Here is a 23,341-nt window from a genome sequence, read left to right on the forward strand (position 1 = left end):
AGGGCGTGCGGGGCCGGGCAAGCGACATAGGGGCGCAGGCTATGGGATCGCAGACTACCGGGCCGCGCAGCGCGGGACAGGCGGCGCGGCGCGGGACAGGCCCGCGCGGGATCACACCGGCAGCGCGGTGGTCTTGAACACGGTGCGCAGGGCAAAGCTCGACTGCATCTGCGCCACCCCCGGCAGCCGGGTGAGATACTGGCGGTGGATGCGGGCGAAATCCTCGGTGTCCTCGGCCACCACCTTCAGGATGTAATCCGCCGTGCCCGCCATCAGGTGACACTCGAGCACCGCCGGCACCCGCGCCACCGCCTTCTCGAAGGCCTCCAGCACCTCGTCGGCCTGCGCGCTGAGCCGGATCTCAACAAAGACCGTGCTCGCCAGCCCCATCTTGCGGGCGTTGAGCAGCGCCACGTAATCCTTCACATAGCCCTCGGCCTCCAGCCGCTGCACCCGCCGGTGGCAGGCCGAGGCCGAGAGGTTCACCTTCTCCGACAGTTCCGCGTTGGACATGCGCCCCTGCTTTTGCAGCGCGCGCAGGATACGGCGGTCGGTGTCGTCGAGGGTCATGCTCAGGTCTTTCGAAAAAATCGGGCTTGGGTCGAAGATTCTCCCCCCAATAGCGATTTGGTCACGGCAAATCAGCAAGGAAATTGCACGGCCAGAGGCGCATCCTCAAAGCAGGATAACGCGCCCGAAGGGGCCGGAAGGAGGAGCTAGCATGAAAATCGGTTGCCCGACAGAGATCAAACCGCAGGAATTTCGCGTCGGCCTGACGCCCAATGCCGCGCGTGAGGCGGCGGCGCATGGCCATGAGGTGATCGTGCAGCAGGGCGCCGGGCTCGGCGCAGGCTTCACCGACGAGGATTACACCGCCGCCGGTGCCCGCATCGCCGCCACCGCCGAGGAAATCTGGGCCGAGGCCGAGATGATCGTGAAGGTGAAAGAGCCGCAGGCGGTCGAGCGCAAGCAACTGGGGCGCGGCCAGCTTCTGTTCACCTATCTGCACCTCGCCCCCGATCCCGAGCAGACGCGGGACCTGCTGGCCTCCGGCGCCACCTGCATCGCCTATGAAACGGTGACCGACGCGCGCGGCGGGCTGCCGCTGCTGGCACCCATGTCCGAGGTGGCGGGCCGTCTCGCGCCGCAGATGGGCGCATGGTCGCTGCAAAAGGCCAATGGGGGCCGCGGCGTGCTGATGGGCGGCGTTCCCGGCGTCGGCCCGGCCAATGTGCTGGTTCTGGGCGGCGGCGTTGTCGGCACCCATGCGGCGCGCATCGCTGCGGGCATGGGCGCGGATGTGACCGTGCTCGACCGCTCGCTGCCGCGCCTGCGCCAGCTCGACGAGACCTTCGGCAGCACCTTCAAGAACCGCTACTCGACCGAAGGCGCCGTGGCCGAACTGCTGACCGAGGCCGACATGGTGATCGGCGCAGTGCTGATCCCCGGCGCCGAAGCGCCGAAACTGGTAAGCCGCGCGCAGCTGTCGACCATGAAGCCCGGCGCGGTGCTGGTGGATGTGGCCATCGACCAAGGCGGCTGCTTCGAGACCTCCAAGGCGACGACCCATCAGGACCCGGTCTACACGGTGGACGGCATCCAGCACTATTGCGTCGCCAATATGCCCGGCGCGGTGCCGCGCAGTTCGACGCTGGCGCTCGGCAATGCCACGCTGCCCTTCATGCTGGCGCTGGCGGGCAAGGGCTGGCGGGTGGCCTGCGCCGAGGACCCGCATCTCGGCAACGGGCTCAACGTGCACGACGGCCAGATCACCAATGCCGCCGTCGCCCGCGCGCTGAACCTGCCGCTGCAGAGCACCGAAAAGGCCATCGCCGCCTGATCACGCCGCAAAGACAAAGGAAGGGCGGGCCCCACCACGGCGCCCGCCTCTTCTTCTCTTTGAAAATACGCCCAGGGAAAAAGTCCCAGGAAAACAGGCCGCTGGGGCAGCGCCCCCTCACGCCCCCGCTCTCAGAGCACCACGATCCCCGAGTGCTTGGCCTTATGCTCCGGCTCCACGTGGATGGTGACACGGCAGCCCTCGATGGCGTCCTGCAGCGCGTGTTCGATCCGGTCGCAGATGTCATGCGCCGCGACCACGCTCATCTCGCCCGGCACCACCAGATGGAACTCCAGAAACACCGCCTGCCCCGCCCGGCGCGAGCGCAGGTCATGCGCCTCGACCGCGCCCTCGGCATTGGCCGAGATGATCGTGCGCATCTCCGACAGGTCTTCTTCGGGCACCGCCTCATCCATCAGCCCGCCCACCGACGAGCGGATCACCTGCCAGCCCGACCACAGGATGTTGACCGCCACCAGCGCCGCCAGCAGCGCGTCGAGCCAGAGCCAGCCGGTAAGCACCGCCGCGCCCACGCCAAGCGCCACGCCCGCCGAGGAGAAGACATCGGTCAGCAGGTGCTTGCCATCGGCGACAAGCGCGGGCGACTTCAGCTTGCGCCCCTCGCGCAGCAGCACCCAGCACCAGACCGCGTTGAGCACCCCTGCCGAGAGGTTGATGATGAGCCCCAGCCCCGCCTGTTCGATCGGCGCGGGCTCCTGCCACGCGCCCCAGGCCTCGCGCAGGATCAGCACCGCTGCGACAACGATCAGCACCCCTTCCAGCACGGCGCTGAAATACTCGGCCTTATGATGGCCGAAAGGATGATCCGCATCGGGCGGCTGCGACGAGATATGCACCGCCATCAGCGCCGCCAGCGCGGTGGCCACATTCACGATGCTTTCCAACGCGTCCGAGAGCAGCGCCACCGAGCCGGTCAGCCACCAGGCAAGCGTCTTGATCGCCAGAACGACAATACCGACGAATACGCTGCCAATGGCGATTTTCACGCTGCGGTTCATGACGAGTCTCCGGGGGATGGGTCCGGGCGATGTACAAAGCCGCTCAAAGGGCCGCAACCCGCTTGTGGCGCGTGGCAGCCGGATGCAGGGCGCTATGCATCCGGCGCCGTGGCTGGCGCCCTCAGCCCGGGATCGCGTCAGGGTTATTTCTTCAGCGCGTCGCGGATCTCGATGAGGATATCAAGCTCCGAAGGGCCGGTCTTCACCTCGGGCGCCACCTCATCGGGCTTTTCGGCAGCCGATTTGATGCGGTTGACCATCTTCACCAGCATGAAGACCACGAAGGCGATGATGAAGAAGTTGATCACCGCCATCAGGAAGCTGCCGATGGCAAAGACCGAGGCCCCGGCCTCCTGCGCCGCCGCCAGCGAGGCATATTCGCCGCCGTCCAGCGCGTAGAACCAGCCCGAGAAGTCGATGCCGCCGGTGAAAAGGGCGATGATCGGGTTGAAAATGTCGCCCACCAGCGATTTGACGATCGCGGTGAAAGCGGCGCCGATAATGATGCCAACCGCCATGTCCATGACGTTGCCCTTGGCGATAAAATCCTTGAATTCCTGAATCATGTCTCGTGTCCCTCTGGCCCGCGAGATGCGGGTGTCCTGTTCGTTACCGGAGCCAGAGGTTGCATAGATGGCGCGATGACGCCACGGAAAATGCGCCGCGTGCACGGCACGAGCCACGCCAATGCGCGCCCTGCCCTTCTTCTCTTCAAAAATACGCCGGGGGTGAGCCGCGCAGCGGCGAGGGGGCAGCGCCCCCTCCCCTTTATATCACGCCGCGAATTACCCCGGCAGCGCGCCGGTCAGCACATAGCGCAGGATCGACACCACCTCGCCCGGCGCACGCGCCACTGCCAGCGCCGCGGCGTCGACCTCCTTCAGCGCGTGGTCATGCTCGGGCTGCTGCAGGATAATCAGCGACTTGCCCAGCGCGGCGGCGTAGCCCGCATCAAAAGCGGCATTCCACTGTTTGTATTTCTCGCCAAAGCGCACGACCACCACATCGGCGTCGGCGATGGCCTTGCGGGTGCGGATCGCGTTCACCTGCGCGCCCTTGCGGTCGTGCCAGAACTTGCTCTCCTCGCTGCCGAGGATCGCCACGCCGCAATCGTCGCTCGCCGCGTGATCGGTGACGGGGGCGCTGAAGGTCACGTCCAGCCCCTGCGCGCCTTCGATGATCTGCTCGCGCCAGTCAGTGTGAATTTCTCCCGAGAGATAGACGTTGAGGCCCATGCCGCTTTCCTTCCGTGTGCGTCCTTGCCGCGCAACCTATGCACTGCAGGGCATATGACAACCGCAAAGGACCGGCCGCAGATGTCAGAACTCGTGCCGGTATGAGACCCCGAGCTTCTGCTCCTCGCCGAAATCATTGTCGATGTAAGAGCCGAAGAGCGCCACCGTATCGTTCTCGCCAAGGTGATACGACAGCCCTGCCCCCAGCGAGATACCCTGAAAATCATCCGATCCGCGAGTGTAGATGCCGCCCGACAGGAACGTCAGCCGCTCGTTGAACGGGCGGATGCCGAAAAGGCCCACGTAGCCGCTGTTGTTGCTGACCTCGACGTTGAAGGTTTCCTGCAAGGCAACGTCGGTCACCGCCACTTCCCCCTCGCTGTAGGTGTAACCGAACGGCGAGAACAGCTGCCACTTGCCGGTCTTGAGCCCCATTGCGGTCAGCGGCACGAAGCCGCCCAGCGAATAGCGTGTCTGCACCGAGCCATTGTCGAACTCATTCTCCGACGCCGAGAAGGTCAGGATGGCGAAGGAAAAGAGATAGGAGGCACCGATCGACCATTGCCCGCTCTCCGACACCCGCGCGTTCAGCTTGGTCACCGGCCCGAAGGCCAGCGAGCCCGAGATCGACAGCTCGTCAGAGTAAGCGACCCCGGCCTTGGTGGCGATCTTCGTGGGGTCTTCGGGGTTCTTTTCCTGCTGCGCCAGCGCGGGCGCTGCGAGGCTGAGCGAAAGCAGGCAGGCACAAAGCCCCGCGCGATATCGGCTGGTTGCAAAATCCAAGGCGCTGTCCTTTTGAAATGTTCTCAAAAAACCCGCGTCAGCCTGCTGCGGACGTTGAAAAGGCCGTGACGCTCAAACCCATAGTATACACGCGAAATTATGCGGCAAGCACCAGTTTTAGGAGAGTAGCCCACCGCGCGCACCACCGCTTACAGGCCCGTTGCAGGCCGGAGAGACAAAAGAAAACCGGCCAACGCAGAAGCGCCGGCCGGTCGGTCCTTGTCAGGTGAGGCTTCGGATCAGCCGTCGATGCGGATCTTGGCGTTGGTGGGATCATAGGGGCTGTCTTCGGTCACCTCGGCGTCCCAGAGCTTGCCCTGCATCTTCACCTTGAGCTTGGTGCCCGCAACCGCCTGCTCGGGCTTCACATAGCCCATGCCGATCGACTTGCCGAAGGCCACCGAATAGCCGCCCGAGGTCAGACGCCCGACGCGGGTCTCGCCGTCAAACAGCGCCTCGCGGCCCCAAGGATCGGCGTCTTCCGGCCCGTCGATCAGGACGGTGACGCATTTCGAGCGCACGCCCGTCGCTTCCATCGCGGCCTTGCCGGCGAAGTCTTTCGACAGGTCGATGAAGCGCGGCAGGTCCGCCTCCATCGGCGTGGCGTCGCGGCCAAGCTCGTGGCCATAGGCGCGGTAGCTCTTCTCCTGACGCAGCCAGTTCTGCGCGCGGGTGCCGACCGGCTTCAGCCCATGCTTCTCGCCTGCGGCCATCAGTTGATCCCACAGGTAGAGGCCCATCTCCACCGGCACGTGCAGCTCCCAGCCAAGCTCGCCGGTATAGGCGACGCGGATGGCGCGGACCGGGCACATGCCCAGCTCGATGTTGCGCATCGACAGCCACGGGAAGCGCTTGTTGCTGAGCACGGTTTCCGGCTCGGCATCGCGCACCAGCTCGTTCAGCAGATCGCGCGACTTGGGGCCAGCGACGGCATAGACCGCCCATTGCGTGGTCACGTCCTGAATGTGGAAATAGCCCTGATCGAAACCGAAGTCCTCGGCAGCCTTGAGCAGGAAATCCTCATCATAGGCGTGCAGCGCACCGGCGCTGACGAGGTAGTACTCATCTTCGGCCAGACGCACGATGGTGTATTCGGTGCGGGTCGTGCCCTTGACCGACAGCGCGTAGGTCAGGTTGATCCGCCCCACCTTGGGCAGCTTGTTGCAGGTCAGGTGATCGAGGAAGGCGGTGGCGCCGGGGCCCTTGACCACATGCTTGGCAAAGGCGCTGGCGTCGATGATGCCGACACCCTCGCGGATCGCCTTGGCCTCTTCCATGGCGTATTGCCACCAGCCGCCGCGACGGAAGCTGCGGGCGTCATGGTCGAAATTGTCATCGGCGTCGAGCGGGCCGTAGTAGTTCGGACGCTCCCAGCCGTTGACGCAGCCAAACTGCGCGCCAAGCGCCTTCTGCCGCTCGTAGGCAGGGGCGGTGCGCAGCGGACGGGCGCGCGGACGCTCTTCGTCGGGGTGGTGCAGGATGTAGACGTGCTCGTAGGCCTCCTCGTTCTTGGCCACGGCGTAGTCGGTCGTCATCCAGTCCTGACCGTACCGCTTGGGATCGAGGCTGCCCATGTCGATCTCGGCCTCGCCCTCGGTCATCAGCTGCGCAAGGTAGTAGCCTGCGCCGCCCGCGGCGGTGATGCCGAACGAGAAACCCTCGGCCAGCCACATGTTGCGCAGGCCGGGTGCCGGACCGATCAGCGGGTTGCCGTCGGGCGTATAGCAGATCGGGCCGTTGAAATCGTCCTTCAGGCCCACCGTCTCGGAGGTCGGGATGCGGTGGATCATGCTCATGTACTCTTCCTCGATCCGCTCGAGATCGAGCGGGAAGAGGTCGGCACGGAAGCTGTCAGGCACGCCGTATTTGAAGCAGGCCGGGGCGCCAAGCTCATAGGGGCCGAGGATCCAGCCGCCGCGCTCTTCGCGCACGTACCATTTGGCATCGGCATCGCGCAGCACCGGGTGCTCGGGGTTGCCCGCCTTGCGGTATTCGACCAGCGCCGGATCGGGCTCGGTGACGATGAACTGGTGCTCGACCGGGATCGCCGGGGTCTTGATGCCCAGCAGCTTGGCGGTGCGCTGCGCGTGGTTGCCGGTGGCGGTCACCACATGCTCGGCCTTGATCACCACGGTCTCGTCGGTGGAGATGAGGTTGCCACCCTTCTCGGCGGTCTTGGTGACGGTCACCTCCCAGTGATCGCCCTTCCACTCGTAGCCGTCGACCTGCCACTTGCGTTCGATCATCACGCCGCGCTGACGCGCGCCCTTGGCCATCGCCATGGTGACGTCTGCGGGGTTAATGTAGCCGTCGGTCGGGTGATAGAGCGCGCCCAGCAGATCATCGGTGTTGACCAGCGGCCAGCGCTCCTTGATCTGCGCCGGGGTCATGAACTCATAAGGCACGCCGCAGGTGTCCGCGGTGGTGGCGTAAAGCTCGTATTCGTCCATCCGCGCCTGCGTCTGGGCCATGCGCAGGTTGCCGACCACCGAGAAACCGGCGTTCAGCCCGGTCTCTTCCTCGAGCGTCTTGTAGAACTTGATCGAGTAGTCGTGGATATGCGTGGTGGCATAGCTCATGTTGAAATAGGGCAGCAGGCCAGCGGCGTGCCATGTCGAGCCCGAGGTCAGCTCGTCGCGTTCGAGCAGCATCACGTCGGACCAGCCCGCCTTGGCGAGATGGTAGGCAATCGAGGTTCCGACGGCACCGCCGCCAACCACCAGGGCTTTCACGTCTGTCTTCATTTATCCGCATCTCCCGCAGGCATTTGCCGGATCCATAGCGGGCGATGCTGCAGCGCCGAAGGATCGCCCCGACTTTCCATGGTTGGAAAGCGACATGCGAAGCGAAGGGGGCGCTGCCCCCTCGGCGCGGCGCGCCTCACCCCCGGGATATTTTCGCCAAGAGGAAGGGAACTTTCCCGTCATCTCCTTGGTTTGGGGGCTGTTACCGCCTTCGCTGGCAGCCCAGAGCCAAGTTTCCAAACCGCCCGATTCCCGGGCAGCCGCCGTGCACACGCGATTTCACGCGCATTTGCGTAAGGGGGGGGCTTTTTTGCTCGCCCGTCCGGCCTTATAAGACCCCGGCCTTCGCTCGCAGGGAGTTGAGGGCCAAAATGCGTATTTCTGGGGCGGGACTACTTAATGTTTGGACTGGACAAACTCATGGGCGCCTTCTCGGCGGACATGGCCATCGACCTCGGCACGGCGAACACGCTGGTCTACGTGAAAGGTCGCGGGATCATTCTGTCCGAGCCGTCGGTTGTGGCCTATCACGTCAAGGACGGCGTCAAGAAGGTGCTGGCCGTTGGCGAGGATGCAAAGCTGATGCTGGGGCGCACCCCCGGCTCGATCGAAGCGATCCGGCCGATGCGCGAAGGCGTCATCGCGGACTTCGACACAGCGGAAGAGATGATCAAGCATTTCATCCGCAAGGTGCACAAGCGCTCGACCTTCTCGAAGCCGAAGATCATCGTCTGCGTGCCGCATGGCGCCACGCCGGTGGAAAAGCGGGCGATCCGTCAGTCGGTGCTGAGCGCCGGCGCGCGCAAGGCCGGGCTGATTGCCGAGCCGATCGCCGCGGCCATTGGTGCGGGCATGCCGATCACCGATCCGACCGGCAACATGGTCGTCGACATCGGCGGCGGCACCACCGAGGTGGCGGTTCTGTCGCTGGGCGACATCGTCTATGCGCGCTCGATCCGCGTCGGCGGCGACCGTATGGACGAGGCCATCGTCAACTATCTGCGCCGTCAGCAGAACCTTCTGGTGGGCGAAGCCACCGCCGAGCGGATCAAGACCTCGATCGGCACCGCGCGTATGCCCGACGACGGGCGTGGCAGCTCGATGCAGATCCGTGGCCGCGACCTGCTGAACGGCGTGCCGAAGGAAACCGAGATCAGCCAGGCCCAGGTGGCCGAAGCGCTGGCCGAGCCGGTGCAGGCGATCTGCGAGGCGGTGATGTCGGCGCTTGAGGCGACCCCGCCGGATCTGGCGGCGGATATCGTCGACCGCGGCGTCATGCTCACCGGCGGCGGCGCGCTGCTGGGCGATCTCGATCTGGCGCTGCGCGAGCAGACCGGCCTTGCCGTGTCCATCGCCGAAGAGAGCCTGAACTGCGTGGCACTCGGCACCGGCAAGGCGCTCGAGTACGAAAAGCAGCTGCAGCACGCGATCGATTACGACAGCTGATCCCTTTGCGGACGGCTGCGACTGCGGCAGAACTGTTGGAGGGCGCGCGGCACGGCTATGCGCCCTCCTCCGCAGCCTGTAGGACACAGGCTCCGACGGCGGCTCCAAGGCACGCTCCGGCGTGAAGAACATGGCGAAGAACGGCAGCAATGGCGAAGACTATTCCGGCCCGCTGAAGCGCCTGCTTCTGGCGGTGCTGATCCTGTGCCTTGCGGGGCTGTTCATCCTGTGGCGGATCGACAGCCCGCGGGTCGAACGGTTTCGCGCGCAGGTGATCGACACGGTGATGCCGGGCTTCGACTGGGCGATGGCGCCGGTGACCGGCGCGGTAAAGATCCTGCGCGACTTCCAATCCTACCAGCGCATCCACGAGCAAAATCAGGAACTCCGGCGCGAATTGCGCCAGATGACCGCGTGGAAAGAGGCGGCGCTGCAGCTCGAGCAGCAGAACGCCAAGCTGCGCGACCTGAACAACGTCCAGCTTGATCCCCGCCTGACCTATATCACCGGCGTGGTGCTGGCCGACAGCGGCTCGCCGTTCCGGCAGTCGGTGCTGATCAACGTGGGCTCACGCGATGGCATCGTCGATGGCTGGGCCACGATGGACGGCATCGGGCTTGTCGGGCGCATCTCGGGCGTCGGCAATAACACCGCGCGGGTGATCCTGCTCACCGACGCCACCAGCCGCATCCCGGCGACGATCCAGCCCTCGGGCCAGCGCGCCATGGTGGTGGGCGACAACAGCGCCAACCCGCCGATCGACTTTCTCGAGAACCCCGATCTGGTGAAGCCCGGCGACCGCATCGTCACCTCGGGCGACGGCGAGGTCTTCCCGCCGGGCATCCTGATCGGACAGGTTGCGCAGGATCCGGGCGGACGTCTGCGGGTCCGGCTCGCCGCCGACTACGAGCGGCTGGAGTTCCTGCGGGTGCTGCGCGACCATGGCGCACGCCGGGTGAATGCGCCCTCGGGGCTGATCCTGCCCGAACATCCGCCCGAAAGCCGCGCCCCCGAGGCCGAGACCGATCCCACCGTGCCGCCGCTCAGCGACGCGCAGGAGGACGGGGCGGAGGCCGGAAATGGCTGAAAGCAGCCGCCCGGCCAAGGTCTGGATGATGCGCGCCACCTTCGTGGCACTGGCTTTTGCGCTGATCTTCTATCACCTGCTGCCGCTTGACCTCATGCCCGCGAGCTATGCCGGTCCCGACGTGCTGACCGCGCTGTGCTTTGCCTGGGCGCTGCGCCGGCCTGACTATGTGCCCGCGCTGCTGGTGGCGGCGGTGATGCTGCTGGCCGACCTTCTGTTCCAGCGCCCGCCCGGTCTCTGGGCGCTGCTGGTGCTGATGGCCACCGAGGTTCTGAAGTCCCGCGATCGCCCGCGCCGCGAAACCACCTTCTTGCAGGAGTGGATCGCCGTGGCGGTGGTGCTTGCGGTCATCACGATCCTGTTCCGGCTGGCGCTGGCCCTCTTGATCGTGCCCGAGGGAACGTCTTTCCTAGCGCTCATGCGATACGCCATGACGGTGATCTGCTATCCTTTGATCGTCCTGCTGTCGCAGGGGCTGTTCGGCGTCCGCCGCATGGCGCCGGGCGATTTCGACCACGCGGGGAGGCCGATGTGAAACGCACCCAGAAGGACAGCGCCGACAGCTGGCGTAGGATTTCGCGCCGCGCGCTGCTGCTGGGCGGCGCGCAGCTTGGTTTTGCCGGGATGCTGGGGCTGCGCATGCACCACATGCAGGTCGATCAGGCCGACGAGTTCCGCCTGCTGGCCGAAGAGAACCGGATCAACATTCGCCTGATCCCGCCGAGCCGGGGCCGCATCTTCGACCGCAAGGGCAAGGTCGTCGCCGAGAACACGCCGACCTACCGCATCACCATCGTCCGCGAGGATGCCGGCGACGTCGAGGATGTGATCGCCAAGCTCTCGGCACTGGTCGAGCTGGACGAGGACGAGCTGAACCGCGCGCTGGCCGAGATGCGCCGCTCGGCGCCCTTCCTGCCGATCACCATCGCCGACCGCGTGAGCTGGGAAGCGATCAGCCGCGTCGCGGTCAATGCGCCCGCCTTGCCCGGCGTCACGCCCGAGGTCGGCCTTTCGCGTTTCTATCCGCAGCACGGCAACTTCGCGCATGTGGTGGGCTACGTCGGCCCGGTCTCCGAGCGGGATCTTGCCAAATACGAGGACCCCGAGCCGGTGCTGCGCATCCCGCGCTTCCAGATCGGCAAGGTTGGGGTCGAGTCGAAATACGAGGAACAGCTCCGCGGCAAGGCCGGTGCCAAGCGCGTCGAAGTGAACGCCGTGGGCCGCGTCATGCGCGAGCTTGACCGCCGCGAGGGCGACAGCGGCGCCGACATCCAGCTGACCATCGATGCCGATCTGCAGGACTATGTGCAGGCCCGTCTGGGGCATAAATCCGCCTCCTGCGTGGTCATGGACGTGGAAAAGGGCGATCTGCTGGCGATCGCCTCGGCCCCCTCTTACGATCCCAACAAATTCGTGCGCGGCATCTCGGTGGGCGACTATTCGATCCTGCGCGAGAACGATCACCGCCCGCTGGCGTCGAAAACCGTGCAGGACGCCTATCCGCCCGGCTCGACGTTCAAGATGGTTACTGCGCTGGCGGCGCTCGAGGCTGGCGTGCTCTCGCCCGACGACACGGTCTGGTGCCCCGGTCACATGGAGGTCGGCTCGCGCCGGTTCCACTGCTGGAAGCGCCGCGGCCACGGCCACCTGAACCTCGAACAGGCGCTGCAGCAAAGCTGCGACGTGTTCTTCTACGATGTGGCATTGAAGGTTGGCATCGACCGCATCGCCGACGTCGGGCGGCGGCTGGGCCTTGGTGCCTCGCCGGATGTGCCGATGTCGGCGGTCACCTCGGGCATCATGCCCGATAAGGACTGGAAACAGCGCGAGCGCGGCAAGGGCTGGCTGATCGGCGATACGGTCAACGCCTCGATCGGACAGGGTTTCGTGCTGACCTCGCCGCTGCAACTGGCGATCATGACCGCGCGCATCTCGACCGGGCGCGAGATCCACCCGCGGCTGGTGAAGACCATCGACGGGGTCGAAACCGAGGTGGTCGGCGGGCAGGATCTCGACATCAACCCCAACCACCTGCGCTGGGTGCGCAAGGGCATGTCCTCGGTGATGAACACCTCCCGCGGCACCGGCTATCGCTCGCGTTCGGTGGCCGAGGGTTACGAGCTCGCGGGCAAGTCCGGCACGGCTCAGGTGCGCAACCGCGTGGTCAGCAACGAAGACGTGCCATGGGTCGAGCGAGATCACGCGCTTTTCGTGGGCTACGGCCCGGTGAACGCGCCGCGCATCGCGGTCTCGGTCGTCGTCGAACACGGCGGCGGCGGCTCTTCGGCGGGGGCTCCCATCCTGCGCGATGTGGCGCTGCAGGCGCTCTATGGCGGCACGCCGCCGCTTGATGCCTACCCTTCGTCCGACCACGAGAAGATCAAGGAACTGCAGGAACGGCTCGACCGCGAGCGCCGGGAGCGCGCGGAACAGGTCCGGGGGCGCGCGTGAGCTATCTCGAATATAACGTCAAGACCACGCCCACGGGCTGGCGCAAGGTCCTCTATATCAACTGGCCGCTGGTGATCCTGCTGACCGCCGTGGCCTGCGTCGGTTTTCTGATGCTCTACTCGGTGGCGGGCGGACGGCTCGACACATGGGCCGAGCCGCAAATGAAGCGCTTTGGCCTCGGCCTCGCAGCGATGTTCGTCGTCGCGATGGTGCCGATCTGGCTCTGGCGCAACCTGTCGGTGCTGGGCTACCTCGGCTCGCTGGCGCTGCTCGTGGCGGTGGAACTTTTCGGCACCGTGGGCATGGGCGCGCAGCGCTGGATCGACATCGGCTTCATGCGGCTGCAGCCCTCCGAGCTGATGAAAATCTCGCTGGTGATGGTGCTGGCGGCCTATTACGACTGGCTGCCGCTGAAGAAGACCTCGCGCCCGCTCTGGGTGCTTCTGCCGATCCTGCTGATCCTCGCGCCCACCGGGCTGACGCTGATCCAGCCCGACCTCGGCACCGCGCTGCTGCTGATGATCGGCGGCGGTCTGATCATGTTCCTCGCCGGGGTGCATTGGGCTTATTTCGCGGTGGTGATCGCCGCGGGCGTGGGCACGATCTACACGGTCTTTGAATCGCGCGGCACCGATTGGCAGCTGCTCAAGGACTATCAGTTCAAGCGCATCGACACGTTCCTCGATCCTTCGACCGATCCGCTCGGCGCGGGCTATCACATCACGCAGGCTAAGATCGCCATGGGCTCGGGCGGCTGGACCGGGCGCGGCTTCATGCAGGGCACCCAGTCACGGCTGAACTTCCTGCCCGAAAAGCACACCGACTTCATCTTCAACACGCTGGCCGAAGAGTTCGGCTTTGTCGGGGGGATGTCGCTGCTGACGCTCTACGTGCTGATCCTGCTGTTCTGCATCTTCGCCGCGCTGCGCAACCGCGACCGCTTCTCCTCGCTGCTGACGCTGGGCATCGGGCTGACCTTCTTCCTCTATTTCGCGGTCAACATGTCGATGGTCATGGGCCTCGCGCCGGTGGTTGGCGTGCCGCTGCCGATGGTCAGCTATGGCGGCTCGGCGATGCTGGTGTTGATGATCGCCTTCGGACTGGTACAGAGTGCCTGTATCCATCGGCCCCGCTGAGAACTATCAAGGACTTTCATGACCACCACCATCCTCTTCGCCGCCCCGGAAGACGCCTGGGACGCCTATCGCGCGCCGCTGACCGAGGCGCTGGACGCCACCGGGATTGATTATCGCCTCGCCCGCGACATTCCCGCCGAAGAGGTCGATTACGTGGTCTATGCGCCTTCCTCGGGCCTGACCGACTTCACGCCCTTTCCGCGCCTCAAGGCGGTGCTGAGCCTCTGGGCCGGGGTCGAAAAGATCGTCGGCAACCCCAAGCTCACCGTGCCGCTGGCGCGCATGGTCGATGACGAGGGGCTGACGCAGGGCATGGTGGAATATGTCACCGGTCATGTGCTGCGCCACCACCTTGGGATGGATGCGCATATCGTGAACCCGGCGCATGAATGGGTGAACAAGGCGCCGCCGCTGGCACGCGAACGTCCCGTCACCGTGCTGGGCCTTGGCATGCTGGGCCGCGCCTGCGCCCGGCAACTGGCGCAGATCGGCTTTCCGGTCACCGGCTGGAGCCGCACTCCGCGCGAAATCGAAGGCCTGCGCTGCCTGTCGGGCTCCGAGGGGCTGAGCGAGGCACTGGCGGGCGCGCAGATCGTCGTCACGCTGCTGCCCTTCACCCCGCAGACCGAGAACACGCTGGGGGCCACAGAGCTTGCGCGGCTGGCCGAGGGGGCCTGCATCGTCAATCCCGGCCGCGGCCAGCTGATCGACGACGAGGCCCTGCTGACGGCGCTGGACAGCGGCCATCTGGGCCACGCCACGCTCGATGTATTCCGCATCGAGCCGCTGCCGCAGGACCATCCGTTCTGGGATCACCCCAAGGTCACCGTCACGCCGCATATCGCCGCCGAGACGCGCGCGGACTCGGCCTCGCGGGTCATTGCCGAGAACGTGCGGCGCGGCGTCACGGGCGAGCCCTTGCTGCATCTTGTGGACCGGGACGCGGGATACTGATAAGGCGCGGCGCATCTGAACTGGAGATGCTGCCGCCATGCCCCTGCCCGAGACCTTTGATCGCTCGCTGAAGATCGCCCCGTCCATCCTGTCCGCCGATTTCGCCAACTTCGGCGCCGAGATCCGCGCCGTCGAGGCGCAGGGCGCCGACTGGATCCATGTCGACGTGATGGACGGGCATTTCGTCCCCAACCTCACCTTCGGCCCGCCGCTGGTCAAAGCGATCCGCCCGCATATCTCGACGGTGATGGATGTGCACCTGATGATCGCGCCGGTGGACCCCTATATCGAGGCCTTTGCCGACGCCGGTGCCGACATCATCACCGCCCATCTCGAAGCGGGTGCACACACCCACCGCACGCTTCAGGCGATCCGCGCCACCGGCGCCAAGGCGGGCCTCGCGCTCAACCCCGGCACGCCGGTCGAGGCTGCCGCACCGCTGCTCGACCTGTGCGATCTCGTCTGCCTGATGACCGTGAACCCCGGCTTCGGCGGGCAAAAGTTCATCCACAGCCAAGTGGCGCAGGTGCGCAAACTGCGCGAGATGATCGGCGATCGCGAGATCCACATCGAGATCGACGGCGGTGTCGATCCCACCACAGCGCCGCTGGTGTTCGAAGCTGGTGCCGACGTGCTGGTCGCAGGCTCTGCCGTGTTCCGCGGCGGCTCGGTCGAGAACCCCGCCCCCTACGGCGAAAACATCCGCGCCATCCGCGCCAGCGTCGGCGCCTGAGCCGTCCTGTAAATCCGGATCAAGTTAGCGCCAAGTGCCGATCAAGATCCGGCAGCCCGGCACCAACAGAGATGTGAAGGGCGCCCTTTGAGGCGCCCTTCTCATGGCTCTGTCGCACAAGACGGCGGATGGCCGTGTTTCCCCTTTCCCGGACAGATTTATCCTCCGGGTTCTGTGACAGGGGTGCCGAGCGCGGCGTAGCCGTTCAGAACGGTGATACGGATCGGCTCTAATGCACAAATCCATTGAGGGATTTATCACATGACTTCAATGCGGTAGCTGGGATGCAAGAGCCGATCGGCACCACCGACCTTCAGGACCAGGAACTGGCCCAACTACAACAAAGCGCTGAAGCGCCGTAGCTCGCTGACGATCTGGTTCGACCCTGAGATGTGCTGGGATGCCGCGCCGATAGGCAGGCTTGGCTGCCAGCAGACCTACAGCGATGCCGCCATTCAGACGTGGCTTTCGATGAAGGTGCTATTCGGCATGGCGCTCAGGCGGACGACGGGCTTCGTCGAGAGCCTGCTGCATCTGGTTGGCCTCGACTGGACGGTGCCTGACTTCGGCACCCTGTCCCGCCGCCAGAAGACCTTGGCCGTGAACATACCGTATCGCGGGTCCAAAGGGCCGCTGCAGCAGCTGACCCCCGCTCGGGACATTGCTCCGCAATGCCCTGCCGGGCAGTGGACAGTACTGGCATCAAGGTCGAGGGCGAAGGCGAGTGGCACGCCCGCAAGCATGGCGGCCCGAAACGGCGCGTCTGGCGCAAGATCCACCTGGGGATTGATGAGGAAACGCTGGAGGTTGGGGCCGTGGAGATCACAGGGAGCCACAACGGCGATGCGCCGGTGTTACCCGACCTACTCAAACAGATCCCGGTGCATGAGCAAATCGGCAGCGTCACCGCCGACGGTGCATACGACACCCGAAAATGCCACGATGCCATCGCTGACCGCGGCGCCCACGCTGTCATTCCGCCCCGCAAGAACGCCAAACCGTGGAAGACAGCCACCGCCGGCGCGCTCGCCATGGTCCTCGCACCAATGGCGGACAATGGCTCGCCGCGAAGCGAAGCACTGAGGGCATCGAAATACCTCGGTCGTTCCCTCTGGCGACGATGGAGCGGATACCACCGCCGTAGCCGCGTCGCGACGAAGATGCATTGCGTGAAACTTCTGGGGCAGCGTTTCATGGCTCGAGACCTCGAGCGACAGGTCGCCGAGCTTCAGGTCCGTATCGCCATTCTGAATGGCTACACCGCGCTCGGCATCCCTTTCACAGAGGTAATGGGATAGGTCCGTTCGGGGAAAGGGAAGCCCCGGCCATCAGCTCTTTTGTGCAACGGAGTCCATCATGGCCACAATCGCCGGTACCAGCCTCGGCTAAAAAGATACCCCAAATCCGCTTGCTGGGGCCTCGATTGCTTTGAAGAGCTCAGCTGGTGCCATCGGGCCGAGCTTTACGTCGGCGTCCCGTATAAGATCGGCGAGTGCGCGAACCTCTAGCGCCTGTGCAGTGAAGTCCGCCCTTAGCGTCGCCACCGTGTGGATCAAGGGCGTCCGGCCGGACTGACGACGGATTACTTCGAGAACCGCAACGAATTCTTCGATGCGGGCAGACGAGGTTTTGTCATTTGTGCAGCCGGTGCCGATGCTCGAGGCCGCATCGGTCCTTGCCCTGGGGTTGGCATCGAGGGTGAACAATTCCTCGAACTGGTCGATGACGAGAAGCAAGCGCGACCCATACGGCATCATGCCGAGCATCGCCTCGACGATATCAACGATGTTCCTGAGCCTGTCCTCAAGGTTCTCAGTGCGCGCCTGCATCGCACTCCTCGTTTCCTCTACATCGGCGTCGAGGGCGACGATGGCGTGGACCAACTGGTAGAGCGGCCGCTTCGGCGTGGCCGGCGGTCCGCGAAGGCCCAGCCGCCCTCGTTGCGCAACCTTGGCACGAGACCCGACATCACCACCGACGATTTCCCCGATCCGGATGGCCCTATCACCGTAAGGAAGGGCCGTCGCGCTACCTTACCGAAAAGCTCCTCGACTAAAGTCCCCCGCCCTTGTTCTTCTCCCCAACGCTGGACCAGTCCGTCGGCAAGCGCTTTGCTGTGGCCCTACGCGGCCAGGCTTGACGCCGGCGCGAAGTTCCAGGGCATGAGTTCGTCGATGCGGCTCTTTGGGTGCCCGCCGAGCAAGGCGCGCAGGGTCTCTGCGAGGTAGCGAACCGGATCGACGTCGCTCATCTTGCAGTTGGCGATGAGGCTGGCGAGCATGGCCCAGTTTTGCGCCCCGACCTCGTGCCCGGCAAAGAGAGCGTTCCGAGGTGGACCCCATTTCGCGGACAGGTTTGCGGCGCTGCTAAGCTTGCCTGTTGATTATGCTGCCGCCTTGAGGCCGGGGCCCTGAAGGGCCTCGATCGGTGTTCTGCCGCCGAGTGCCGAATGCGGGCGCTCGGTGTTGTACAACTCAATCACAGAACACCCACGGGACCGAGGAGCGCGAGGTGCTCTACCCTTGGCACCCCTGGACGGGGCGAGTTGTTCACGTACACGAGGTGATCGCGAAGGCGGGCTGGGCTGCGTTTCGCTGTAGCCTGAGCGGTATCTCGTCGGACCGACGGCTGGAGGTTCCCGTCTGGATGTTCGATCGGGCGGCCTGCCAGTGCTGGCAAGTCGCGGTAACGCCGGTTGCCTCAGTGGCGGCTTTGCGAGCTCTGGTGGCATTGCTGCACGATGCGTCCGGCGTTCGTGATGGCGCTTCGCAAATGCCAAATTCGAGCGCAACATCGAGCTCCCAGCAGGCAATTCCGGGAGATGCCGATGCCACGCCGACCAGCACCACAACAGCTCGAGTTGTTCACTCACCCCAGCGACGCCGACCTGGTCCCGGCGCCGCACTGGCAGACGTTGCCGGAGGAGGCGCGGGTAACGCTGACCGAACTGATGACCCGCCTGATCCTCGACCACGCCGCCGGCGCTCAGGCGCCTCGCCGGACGGAGGCACGACATGAAGCATGAGAAGATCAGTTCGCACCACCTGGAGCGCAAGGCGATCCTCTACGTGCGACAGTCCTCCGCCCACCAGGTGCTGCACAACCGCGAGAGCGGCGCTCTGCAATATGCGATGCGCGACCGGCTGGCGACGCTCGGCTGGTCCTGCATCGAGACGATCGACGACGACCTTGGCCGGTCCGCGGCGGGCGGCGTTGCGCGGGCGGGCTTCGACCGGATGGTCGCCGAGGTCTGCCTGGGCAAGGTCGGTGCGGTCGCGGCGCGGGAAGTGTCGCGCTTTGCGCGCAACAGCCGCGACTGGCAGCAGCTGATCGAGATGTGCCGGGTCGTCGACACCGTCCTGGTCGACCAGGAGGCGGTATATGCGCCACGCCAAGGCAACGACCGTCTACTTCTCGGTTTGAAAGGAAGTCTCAACGAGTACGAGCTCGATCTGCTGCGGCAACGGTCGCTGTCCGCCCGTTACGAGAAGGCCCGGCGCGGCGAGTTGATCGTCGCGGCTCCCGTCGGCTTCGTGAAGGCCGGCGACAGGCTCGAGAAGGACCCCGACCGCCGCGTCCAGGAGGCCATCACCCTTGTCTTCGACAAGGTGGCCGAGCTCGGCAGCGCCCGGCAGGCCCTGCTCTGGTTCCTGGAGCACGGGCTGGACCTGCCCGCAAGACACGCCAATGGCGACGTGATCTTGCGCAGGCCAACCTATGCCACCATCCACCGCATGATCGAGAACCCGGTCTACGGCGGCGCCTACGCCTATGGTAAGACCCGAGTTGTGCCGAGACACGGCGCGGCCGTTCCGCGAACCGGCAGCCGCCGCAAACCGCGCGCTGAATGGCTGGCGCTGAAGCCCGGCGCACACGAAGGTTATATCAGTTGGGAACGGGCAGAGGCGATCCGCGCGATGGTCAGCGACAACACCCCCACGAGCCGGCACCATGGGGCGCCCAAGCACGGCGATGCCCTGCTCGCCGGTCTCTTGCGCTGTCGGCGCTGTGGCCGCAAGCTGACGGTCCGCTACACTGGGGCCAAGCACGACATCCCGCGCTATTCCTGCTGGCGCGATCTGCTCGACAACGGCGAGCCGCGCTGCATCGCCTTCGGTGGCCTGCGGGTCGACGATGCCATCAAGGATGCGCTGCTGCGAGTGGTCGAGCCGGGCGCCATCACTGCGGCCGCCGAGGCCGAGGCGCAGGTCGCCAGTCGCCGCGATCAGGTTCGCGACGCGTTGGCGCGAGACCTCGAAGCTGCCCGCTACGGTGCCGACCGCGCCTTCCGCCAGTATGATGCAGCCGATCCCGAGAACCGACTTGTGGCGGCAGAACTCGAAGCGCGGTGGAACCGCGCCCTCGCACGCGCCGCCGAGATTGAGGCCAAGATCGCCGCGCATGATTCTGCAACCTCCAGGCCTTCCTCCTTGGCGGCGCTGGATGCCGCCGCGCTCGGCACGGACCTTCGCACTGTCTGGGAGGCGCCAACGACCGATGCCCGGCTCAAGAAGCGCATCGTGCGCACCGTCATCCTCGAGGTGGTCGCCGACATCGACGACGACGCCTCCGAGATCGTCCTTCTGATCCACTGGATCGGCGGCGTGCATACCGAACTGCGCCTGCAGAAGCGGCGTCGAGGCCAGCGCAACAGTACAGCACCAGAGATCATCGCGGCGGTACGTCAGCTCGTTCTCCTGGCCACCGACGATCTGATCGCCGGCATCCTAAATCGAAACGGTCTGCTGACCGGTCATGGCAACCGATGGACCCGGGAGCGCGTCACCGCACTCAGGTCGCATCACAAGATCCCGGTGTTCCGCCCGGCTCCCGACGGCACCGAACCCTGGCTCAACCTGACCAACGCTGCGCGCCTGCTCGGCGTCACGGCCAAGACACTAAGACTGGCCGCCGAAGCCGGCAGCATCGAGGGCGTTCATCCGTTACCGGACGGTCCGTGGATCTTCGCCCGCGCGGAACTCGGCAAACCGCCAGCCCAGCAACTCACCCAGCGCGCCCGGCAGAACCCCAAATACCCCACCGGATCGCACCACGATCAGCAAAACCTATTTACTTCAGAGGCATAGAGAGATGGGCGCAATGAAGCAGGATTGTAGTGTCTGCGCCAAGCTTCCAATTTTTCACGGGCGTCGACAAGGCTCATGAACCAATGCGCGTTCAGGCATTCTGACCGGAGCTTGCTGTTGAACGCCTCGATGAAGCCGTTGTCCGTCGGCTTCCCTGGCCGTGAGAAGTCCAGCGTGACATCGTTGGCATAGGCCCACAGGTCCAAGTCGCGAGAGATAAATTCGCTGCCATTATCGACACGAATGGTGTTCGGGTAGCCAATCCTGCCGCAGACCTGTTCCAGCGTCTGAACCACGTCTTCGCCGCGGTAGCTGAACCGAGGATCCACGACCGGACAGAACCCGAATGCGTACCGACCACTGTCAGGATCCTCAATTTCTTTCCCATGGCCAGTTGGTCGTGAACAAAATCCATTGCCCAGATGTCGTTCGGCCCGGCGGCTTCTTCGCGATCCTCGCGCAGCTTGGCTTTCACACGCCGTTTTGGGTGCTTGTTTCGAAGCCGAAGGCCCAACTCATTGTAAATCCTGCGCGTCTTCTTGATGTTGATGGTCCAGCCCTCCCGCCGCAGCAGAACATGGACACGCCGATAACCATACCGGACGCGTGTCTCGCAGATCTCCTTGATCCGCCTCTCGACAGCAGCCTGATCCGTGCGCCGGGACTTGTAGTGGTAGCTGGACGTGTCGAAACAGATGGCCCCACAAGCCCTCCGTATCGACACGCCCCAGTCAACGCACATCCCGGTGACCACTTCGCGCAAACGGCCAGGCTTCAGAGCTTTCGCCGAATGACGTCCTGCAACATCTCACGGTCGAGCGTCAGGTCCGCGACGATCTTCTTCAGCCGCGTGTTCTCATCCTCCAGCGCCTTCAGCCGACGCATCTCGTCCGGCAGCAGGCCACCGTACTTTTTCTTCCAGTTGAAGTATGTCGCCTGACTGATACCGGCCTTACGACAGATTGAACCGCCCCGGGTTTGCCGGAGGCTCCCACTCTTGAGTAGGATGGAGCATCATGAGCAAGACCACGAACAAGTTTTCGCCCGAAGTGCGTGAGCGCGCCGTGCGGATGGTTCTCGACAACGATGGGCAGCACGGATCTCGCTGGCAGGCGATCACGTCGATCGCAGCGAAGATCGGCTGCTCGGCGAACACGCTGAACGACTGGGTCAAGAAGGCTGAGGTCGACAGCGGCAAGCGTTCAGGCGTTCGCAGCGAGATGGCCGAGAGAATGAAGGCGCTGGAGCGGGAGAACCGCGAACTGCGTCAGGCCAACGAGATACTTCGGAAGGCGTCGGCGTATTTTGCGATGGCGGAGCTCGACCGCCGGTCGAAGTGATGGTGGATTTCATTGAGGCGCATCGTGATGCGCATGGGGTCGAGCCGATCTGCACGGTGCTGCCGATCGCCCCCTCCACCTACTATGATCATCTTGCGAAGCGGGCCAATCCGGCCCGGTTGTCGGACCGTGCCCGTCGTGATGCCGCCCTGCGGCCCGAGATCGAACGCGTCTGGGAGGAGAACTACAAGGTCTACGGCGTCCGCAAGGTCTGGCGGCAGCTTTTCCGGGAAGGCTTCGTTGTCGCACGTTGCACGGTGGCACGGCTCATGCGGGACATGGACATCCAGGGCCTTCGCCATTGGGCTCGAACCAATGGCGCCTCAATGGCTCAGTCCGCGGCAAACCGCATCGGACAACGATCCCTGACAAGAAGGCCCCCTGTCCTCTGGACAAGGTGAACCGCGAGTTCTGCGTCCCGGCGCCCAACATGCTCTGGGTCAGCGACTTCACCTATGTCGCCACCTGGAAGGGGTTTGTATATGTCGCTTTCGTCATCGACGCCTATGCGCGCAAGATCGTCGGCTGGCGGGTGAGCACGTCCGCCCAGACGGGGTTCGTCTTGGATGCCCTTGAGCAGGCGGTTCATGATCGTCGCCCCACGAAGGCCATGGGGCTGGTTCACCACAGCGATCGCGGCTCGCAATATCTGTCCATTCGCTACACCGAAAGGCTTGGCGAAGCCGGCATCGAACCATCGGTCGGCAGTGTTGGCGACAGCTATGACAATGCCTTGGCCGAAACGATCAACGGCCTCTACAAGGCAGAAGTCATTCATCGTCGCGGCCCATGGCGCAGCTTCGAGGCCGTCGAATATACCACCCTCGAATGGGTCGACTGGTTCAACAACCGCCGCCTGCTCGAGCCCATCGGGAATATCCCGCCAGCCGAGGCAGAATCCAACTTCTACGCAGCTCTGGAAACTGAAGACATGGCCGCGTAACTAACGACAATCAGCCTCCGGCAAACCCGGGGCGGTTCAGATCTCCGCGACTGGCGTACCTTGCTCGCCCTGCTTCAGGATGAACGCCTTCTGCGCTTCCGCGAACTTCGATGCCTTCATGCGTTTCCGCTCCTCTCCCAGCCAGGAAAAAGTAGCCGAAAACTCCAGCTTCAAACGGGCCAGTTTTCAGGGAGCAGAGCAAGTGGAGCTGCCGGACAACCTCCCGGAGCTCTATCGGGCGATGGTGACCGACCTGGCCGCAAGCCTCTCCGACGAAGCCGTCGCCGGACGCGCGGCCGACGAGTTGCACAAGATCGTCGACCACGTGGTCGTCCATTGGGACGCGGACGCAGACGGTCACCGTCTGGAGCTGTCAGGTAATCTGTTGGAGATGCTACGCAAATCGGCGCCGAGTGAACTCGACGCCGTTCGAGGCGATATTTTCGCGGAAGGTGGTTGCGGGAGTAGGATTTGAACCTACGACCTTCAGGTTATGAGCCTGACGAGCTACCGGGCTGCTCCATCCCGCGACAGAGTCGATTT

Annotated in this window: 18 protein-coding genes, 1 tRNA gene, 4 pseudogenes and 1 other annotated feature; of the genes and pseudogenes, 12 read left to right on the forward strand and 11 right to left on the reverse strand. The window is 64.8% G+C overall.

From position 1 onward, the window contains the following. Window positions 1-111: 111 nt before the first annotated feature. Window positions 112-570 carry an Lrp/AsnC family transcriptional regulator gene (locus ACXAD2_RS21960; protein ID WP_066101720.1) on the reverse strand — a complete coding sequence of 153 codons (459 nt, stop codon included), beginning with the start codon at window positions 568-570 and terminating at the stop codon, window positions 112-114. Window positions 571-721: 151 nt separating this feature from the next. Here ACXAD2_RS21960 and ald point away from each other — a divergent pair, with 151 nt between their 5' ends. Then, entirely contained in the window at window positions 722-1,840 is a 1,119-nt protein-coding gene (gene ald, locus ACXAD2_RS21965) for an alanine dehydrogenase (RefSeq protein ID WP_475174765.1), read from the forward strand. 131 nt (window positions 1,841-1,971) lie between these two features. Here the strand turns inward: ald and ACXAD2_RS21970 are convergent, their stop codons facing one another. The 5 genes from ACXAD2_RS21970 to ACXAD2_RS21990 all read right to left on the reverse strand — a co-directional run bounded on the left by ACXAD2_RS21970 (window position 1,972) and on the right by ACXAD2_RS21990 (window position 7,621). Continuing rightward, window positions 1,972-2,859 carry a cation diffusion facilitator family transporter gene (locus ACXAD2_RS21970; protein ID WP_475174767.1) on the reverse strand — a complete coding sequence of 296 codons (888 nt, stop codon included), beginning with the start codon at window positions 2,857-2,859 and terminating at the stop codon, window positions 1,972-1,974. A 143-nt stretch (window positions 2,860-3,002) separates the two neighbouring features. Beyond that, on the reverse strand, window positions 3,003-3,425 hold the full coding sequence (mscL, locus tag ACXAD2_RS21975; RefSeq protein ID WP_066101729.1) for a large conductance mechanosensitive channel protein MscL: 423 nt from the start codon (window positions 3,423-3,425) through the stop codon (window positions 3,003-3,005). A gap of 219 nt (window positions 3,426-3,644) precedes the next feature. Next, the gene (locus ACXAD2_RS21980; RefSeq protein WP_224906988.1) at window positions 3,645-4,094 is read right to left on the reverse strand and encodes a YtoQ family protein; all 450 of its coding nucleotides are present in this window, start codon (window positions 4,092-4,094) and stop codon (window positions 3,645-3,647) included. 84 nt (window positions 4,095-4,178) lie between these two features. Next, window positions 4,179-4,877 carry a hypothetical protein gene (locus tag ACXAD2_RS21985; protein WP_475174773.1) on the reverse strand — a complete coding sequence of 233 codons (699 nt, stop codon included), beginning with the start codon at window positions 4,875-4,877 and terminating at the stop codon, window positions 4,179-4,181. Window positions 4,878-5,116: 239 nt separating this feature from the next. Then, entirely contained in the window at window positions 5,117-7,621 is a 2,505-nt protein-coding gene (locus tag ACXAD2_RS21990) for a GcvT family protein (protein WP_164182727.1), read from the reverse strand. Between the two features lie 399 nt (window positions 7,622-8,020). Here ACXAD2_RS21990 and ACXAD2_RS21995 point away from each other — a divergent pair, with 399 nt between their 5' ends. The 8 genes and pseudogenes from ACXAD2_RS21995 (at window position 8,021) to ACXAD2_RS22030 (ending at window position 16,726) form a co-directional block, all read left to right on the forward strand. Next, window positions 8,021-9,067, forward strand: coding sequence for a rod shape-determining protein (locus ACXAD2_RS21995; RefSeq protein ID WP_475174776.1), 1,047 nt, complete (start codon window positions 8,021-8,023; stop codon window positions 9,065-9,067). Between the two features lie 130 nt (window positions 9,068-9,197). Then, entirely contained in the window at window positions 9,198-10,154 is a 957-nt protein-coding gene (gene mreC / locus ACXAD2_RS22000; protein WP_164182729.1) for a rod shape-determining protein MreC, read from the forward strand. Then, entirely contained in the window at window positions 10,147-10,689 is a 543-nt protein-coding gene (locus ACXAD2_RS22005; RefSeq protein WP_224906985.1) for a rod shape-determining protein MreD, read from the forward strand. Before mreC ends, ACXAD2_RS22005 begins: the two co-directional genes overlap by 8 nt. Then, window positions 10,686-12,605 (forward strand): penicillin-binding protein 2, encoded by a 1,920-nt coding sequence (gene mrdA / locus ACXAD2_RS22010; RefSeq protein WP_475174780.1) that lies wholly within the window; start codon window positions 10,686-10,688, stop codon window positions 12,603-12,605. The genes ACXAD2_RS22005 and mrdA overlap by 4 nt, the downstream gene beginning before the upstream one ends. Next, window positions 12,602-13,741, forward strand: coding sequence for a rod shape-determining protein RodA (gene rodA / locus ACXAD2_RS22015; RefSeq protein WP_475174782.1), 1,140 nt, complete (start codon window positions 12,602-12,604; stop codon window positions 13,739-13,741). Before mrdA ends, rodA begins: the two co-directional genes overlap by 4 nt. Before the next feature lie 18 nt (window positions 13,742-13,759). Further along, complete coding sequence (locus ACXAD2_RS22020) at window positions 13,760-14,695, forward strand: 2-hydroxyacid dehydrogenase (protein ID WP_475174784.1); 936 nt, start codon at window positions 13,760-13,762, stop codon at window positions 14,693-14,695. 37 nt (window positions 14,696-14,732) lie between these two features. Next, a complete protein-coding gene (gene rpe, locus ACXAD2_RS22025; protein ID WP_164182739.1) occupies window positions 14,733-15,428 on the forward strand; it encodes a ribulose-phosphate 3-epimerase in 696 nt (231 codons plus the stop codon). A gap of 279 nt (window positions 15,429-15,707) precedes the next feature. Then, window positions 15,708-16,726: pseudogene (locus ACXAD2_RS22030) on the forward strand (IS5 family transposase). Window positions 16,727-16,813: 87 nt separating this feature from the next. Here ACXAD2_RS22030 and ACXAD2_RS22035 read toward each other — a convergent pair. From ACXAD2_RS22035 to ACXAD2_RS22045, 3 genes and pseudogenes are all read right to left on the reverse strand, one after another. After that, window positions 16,814-17,359: an nSTAND1 domain-containing NTPase gene (locus ACXAD2_RS22035; RefSeq protein WP_475175006.1), complete on the reverse strand. Its 546-nt coding sequence runs from the start codon at window positions 17,357-17,359 to the stop codon at window positions 16,814-16,816. After that, window positions 17,275-17,523 carry an nSTAND1 domain-containing NTPase gene (locus ACXAD2_RS22040; protein WP_475175008.1) on the reverse strand — a complete coding sequence of 83 codons (249 nt, stop codon included), beginning with the start codon at window positions 17,521-17,523 and terminating at the stop codon, window positions 17,275-17,277. Before ACXAD2_RS22040 ends, ACXAD2_RS22035 begins: the two co-directional genes overlap by 85 nt. A gap of 27 nt (window positions 17,524-17,550) precedes the next feature. Then, window positions 17,551-17,757, reverse strand: a pseudogene (locus ACXAD2_RS22045) (transposase domain-containing protein); the annotation flags it as partial. Between the two features lie 685 nt (window positions 17,758-18,442). On the opposite strand from ACXAD2_RS22045, the gene ACXAD2_RS22050 reads away from it, so the two are divergent. Next, window positions 18,443-20,515 carry a recombinase family protein gene (locus tag ACXAD2_RS22050; RefSeq protein ID WP_475166549.1) on the forward strand — a complete coding sequence of 691 codons (2,073 nt, stop codon included), beginning with the start codon at window positions 18,443-18,445 and terminating at the stop codon, window positions 20,513-20,515. A gap of 23 nt (window positions 20,516-20,538) precedes the next feature. Here the strand turns inward: ACXAD2_RS22050 and ACXAD2_RS22055 are convergent. Next, window positions 20,539-21,523: pseudogene (locus tag ACXAD2_RS22055) on the reverse strand (IS3 family transposase); the annotation flags it as partial. 8 nt (window positions 21,524-21,531) lie between these two features. Between ACXAD2_RS22055 and ACXAD2_RS22060 the strand changes: the two are divergent. After that, a pseudogene (locus ACXAD2_RS22060) lies at window positions 21,532-22,798 on the forward strand (IS3 family transposase). Continuing rightward, window positions 21,813-21,929 (forward strand) — a sequence feature (AL1L pseudoknot). It overlaps the preceding pseudogene by 117 nt. Before the next feature lie 79 nt (window positions 22,799-22,877). Then, the gene (locus ACXAD2_RS22065; protein WP_475175011.1) at window positions 22,878-23,273 is read left to right on the forward strand and encodes a hypothetical protein; all 396 of its coding nucleotides are present in this window, start codon (window positions 22,878-22,880) and stop codon (window positions 23,271-23,273) included. Here the strand turns inward: ACXAD2_RS22065 and ACXAD2_RS22070 are convergent. Beyond that, window positions 23,252-23,328: transfer RNA gene (locus ACXAD2_RS22070), tRNA-Met, on the reverse strand. The two genes, ACXAD2_RS22065 and ACXAD2_RS22070, sit on opposite strands and share 22 nt — an antisense overlap. Between the last annotated feature and the right edge of the window lie 13 nt (window positions 23,329-23,341).

The organism is Salipiger sp. ABN3_019, from assembly GCF_056158605.1.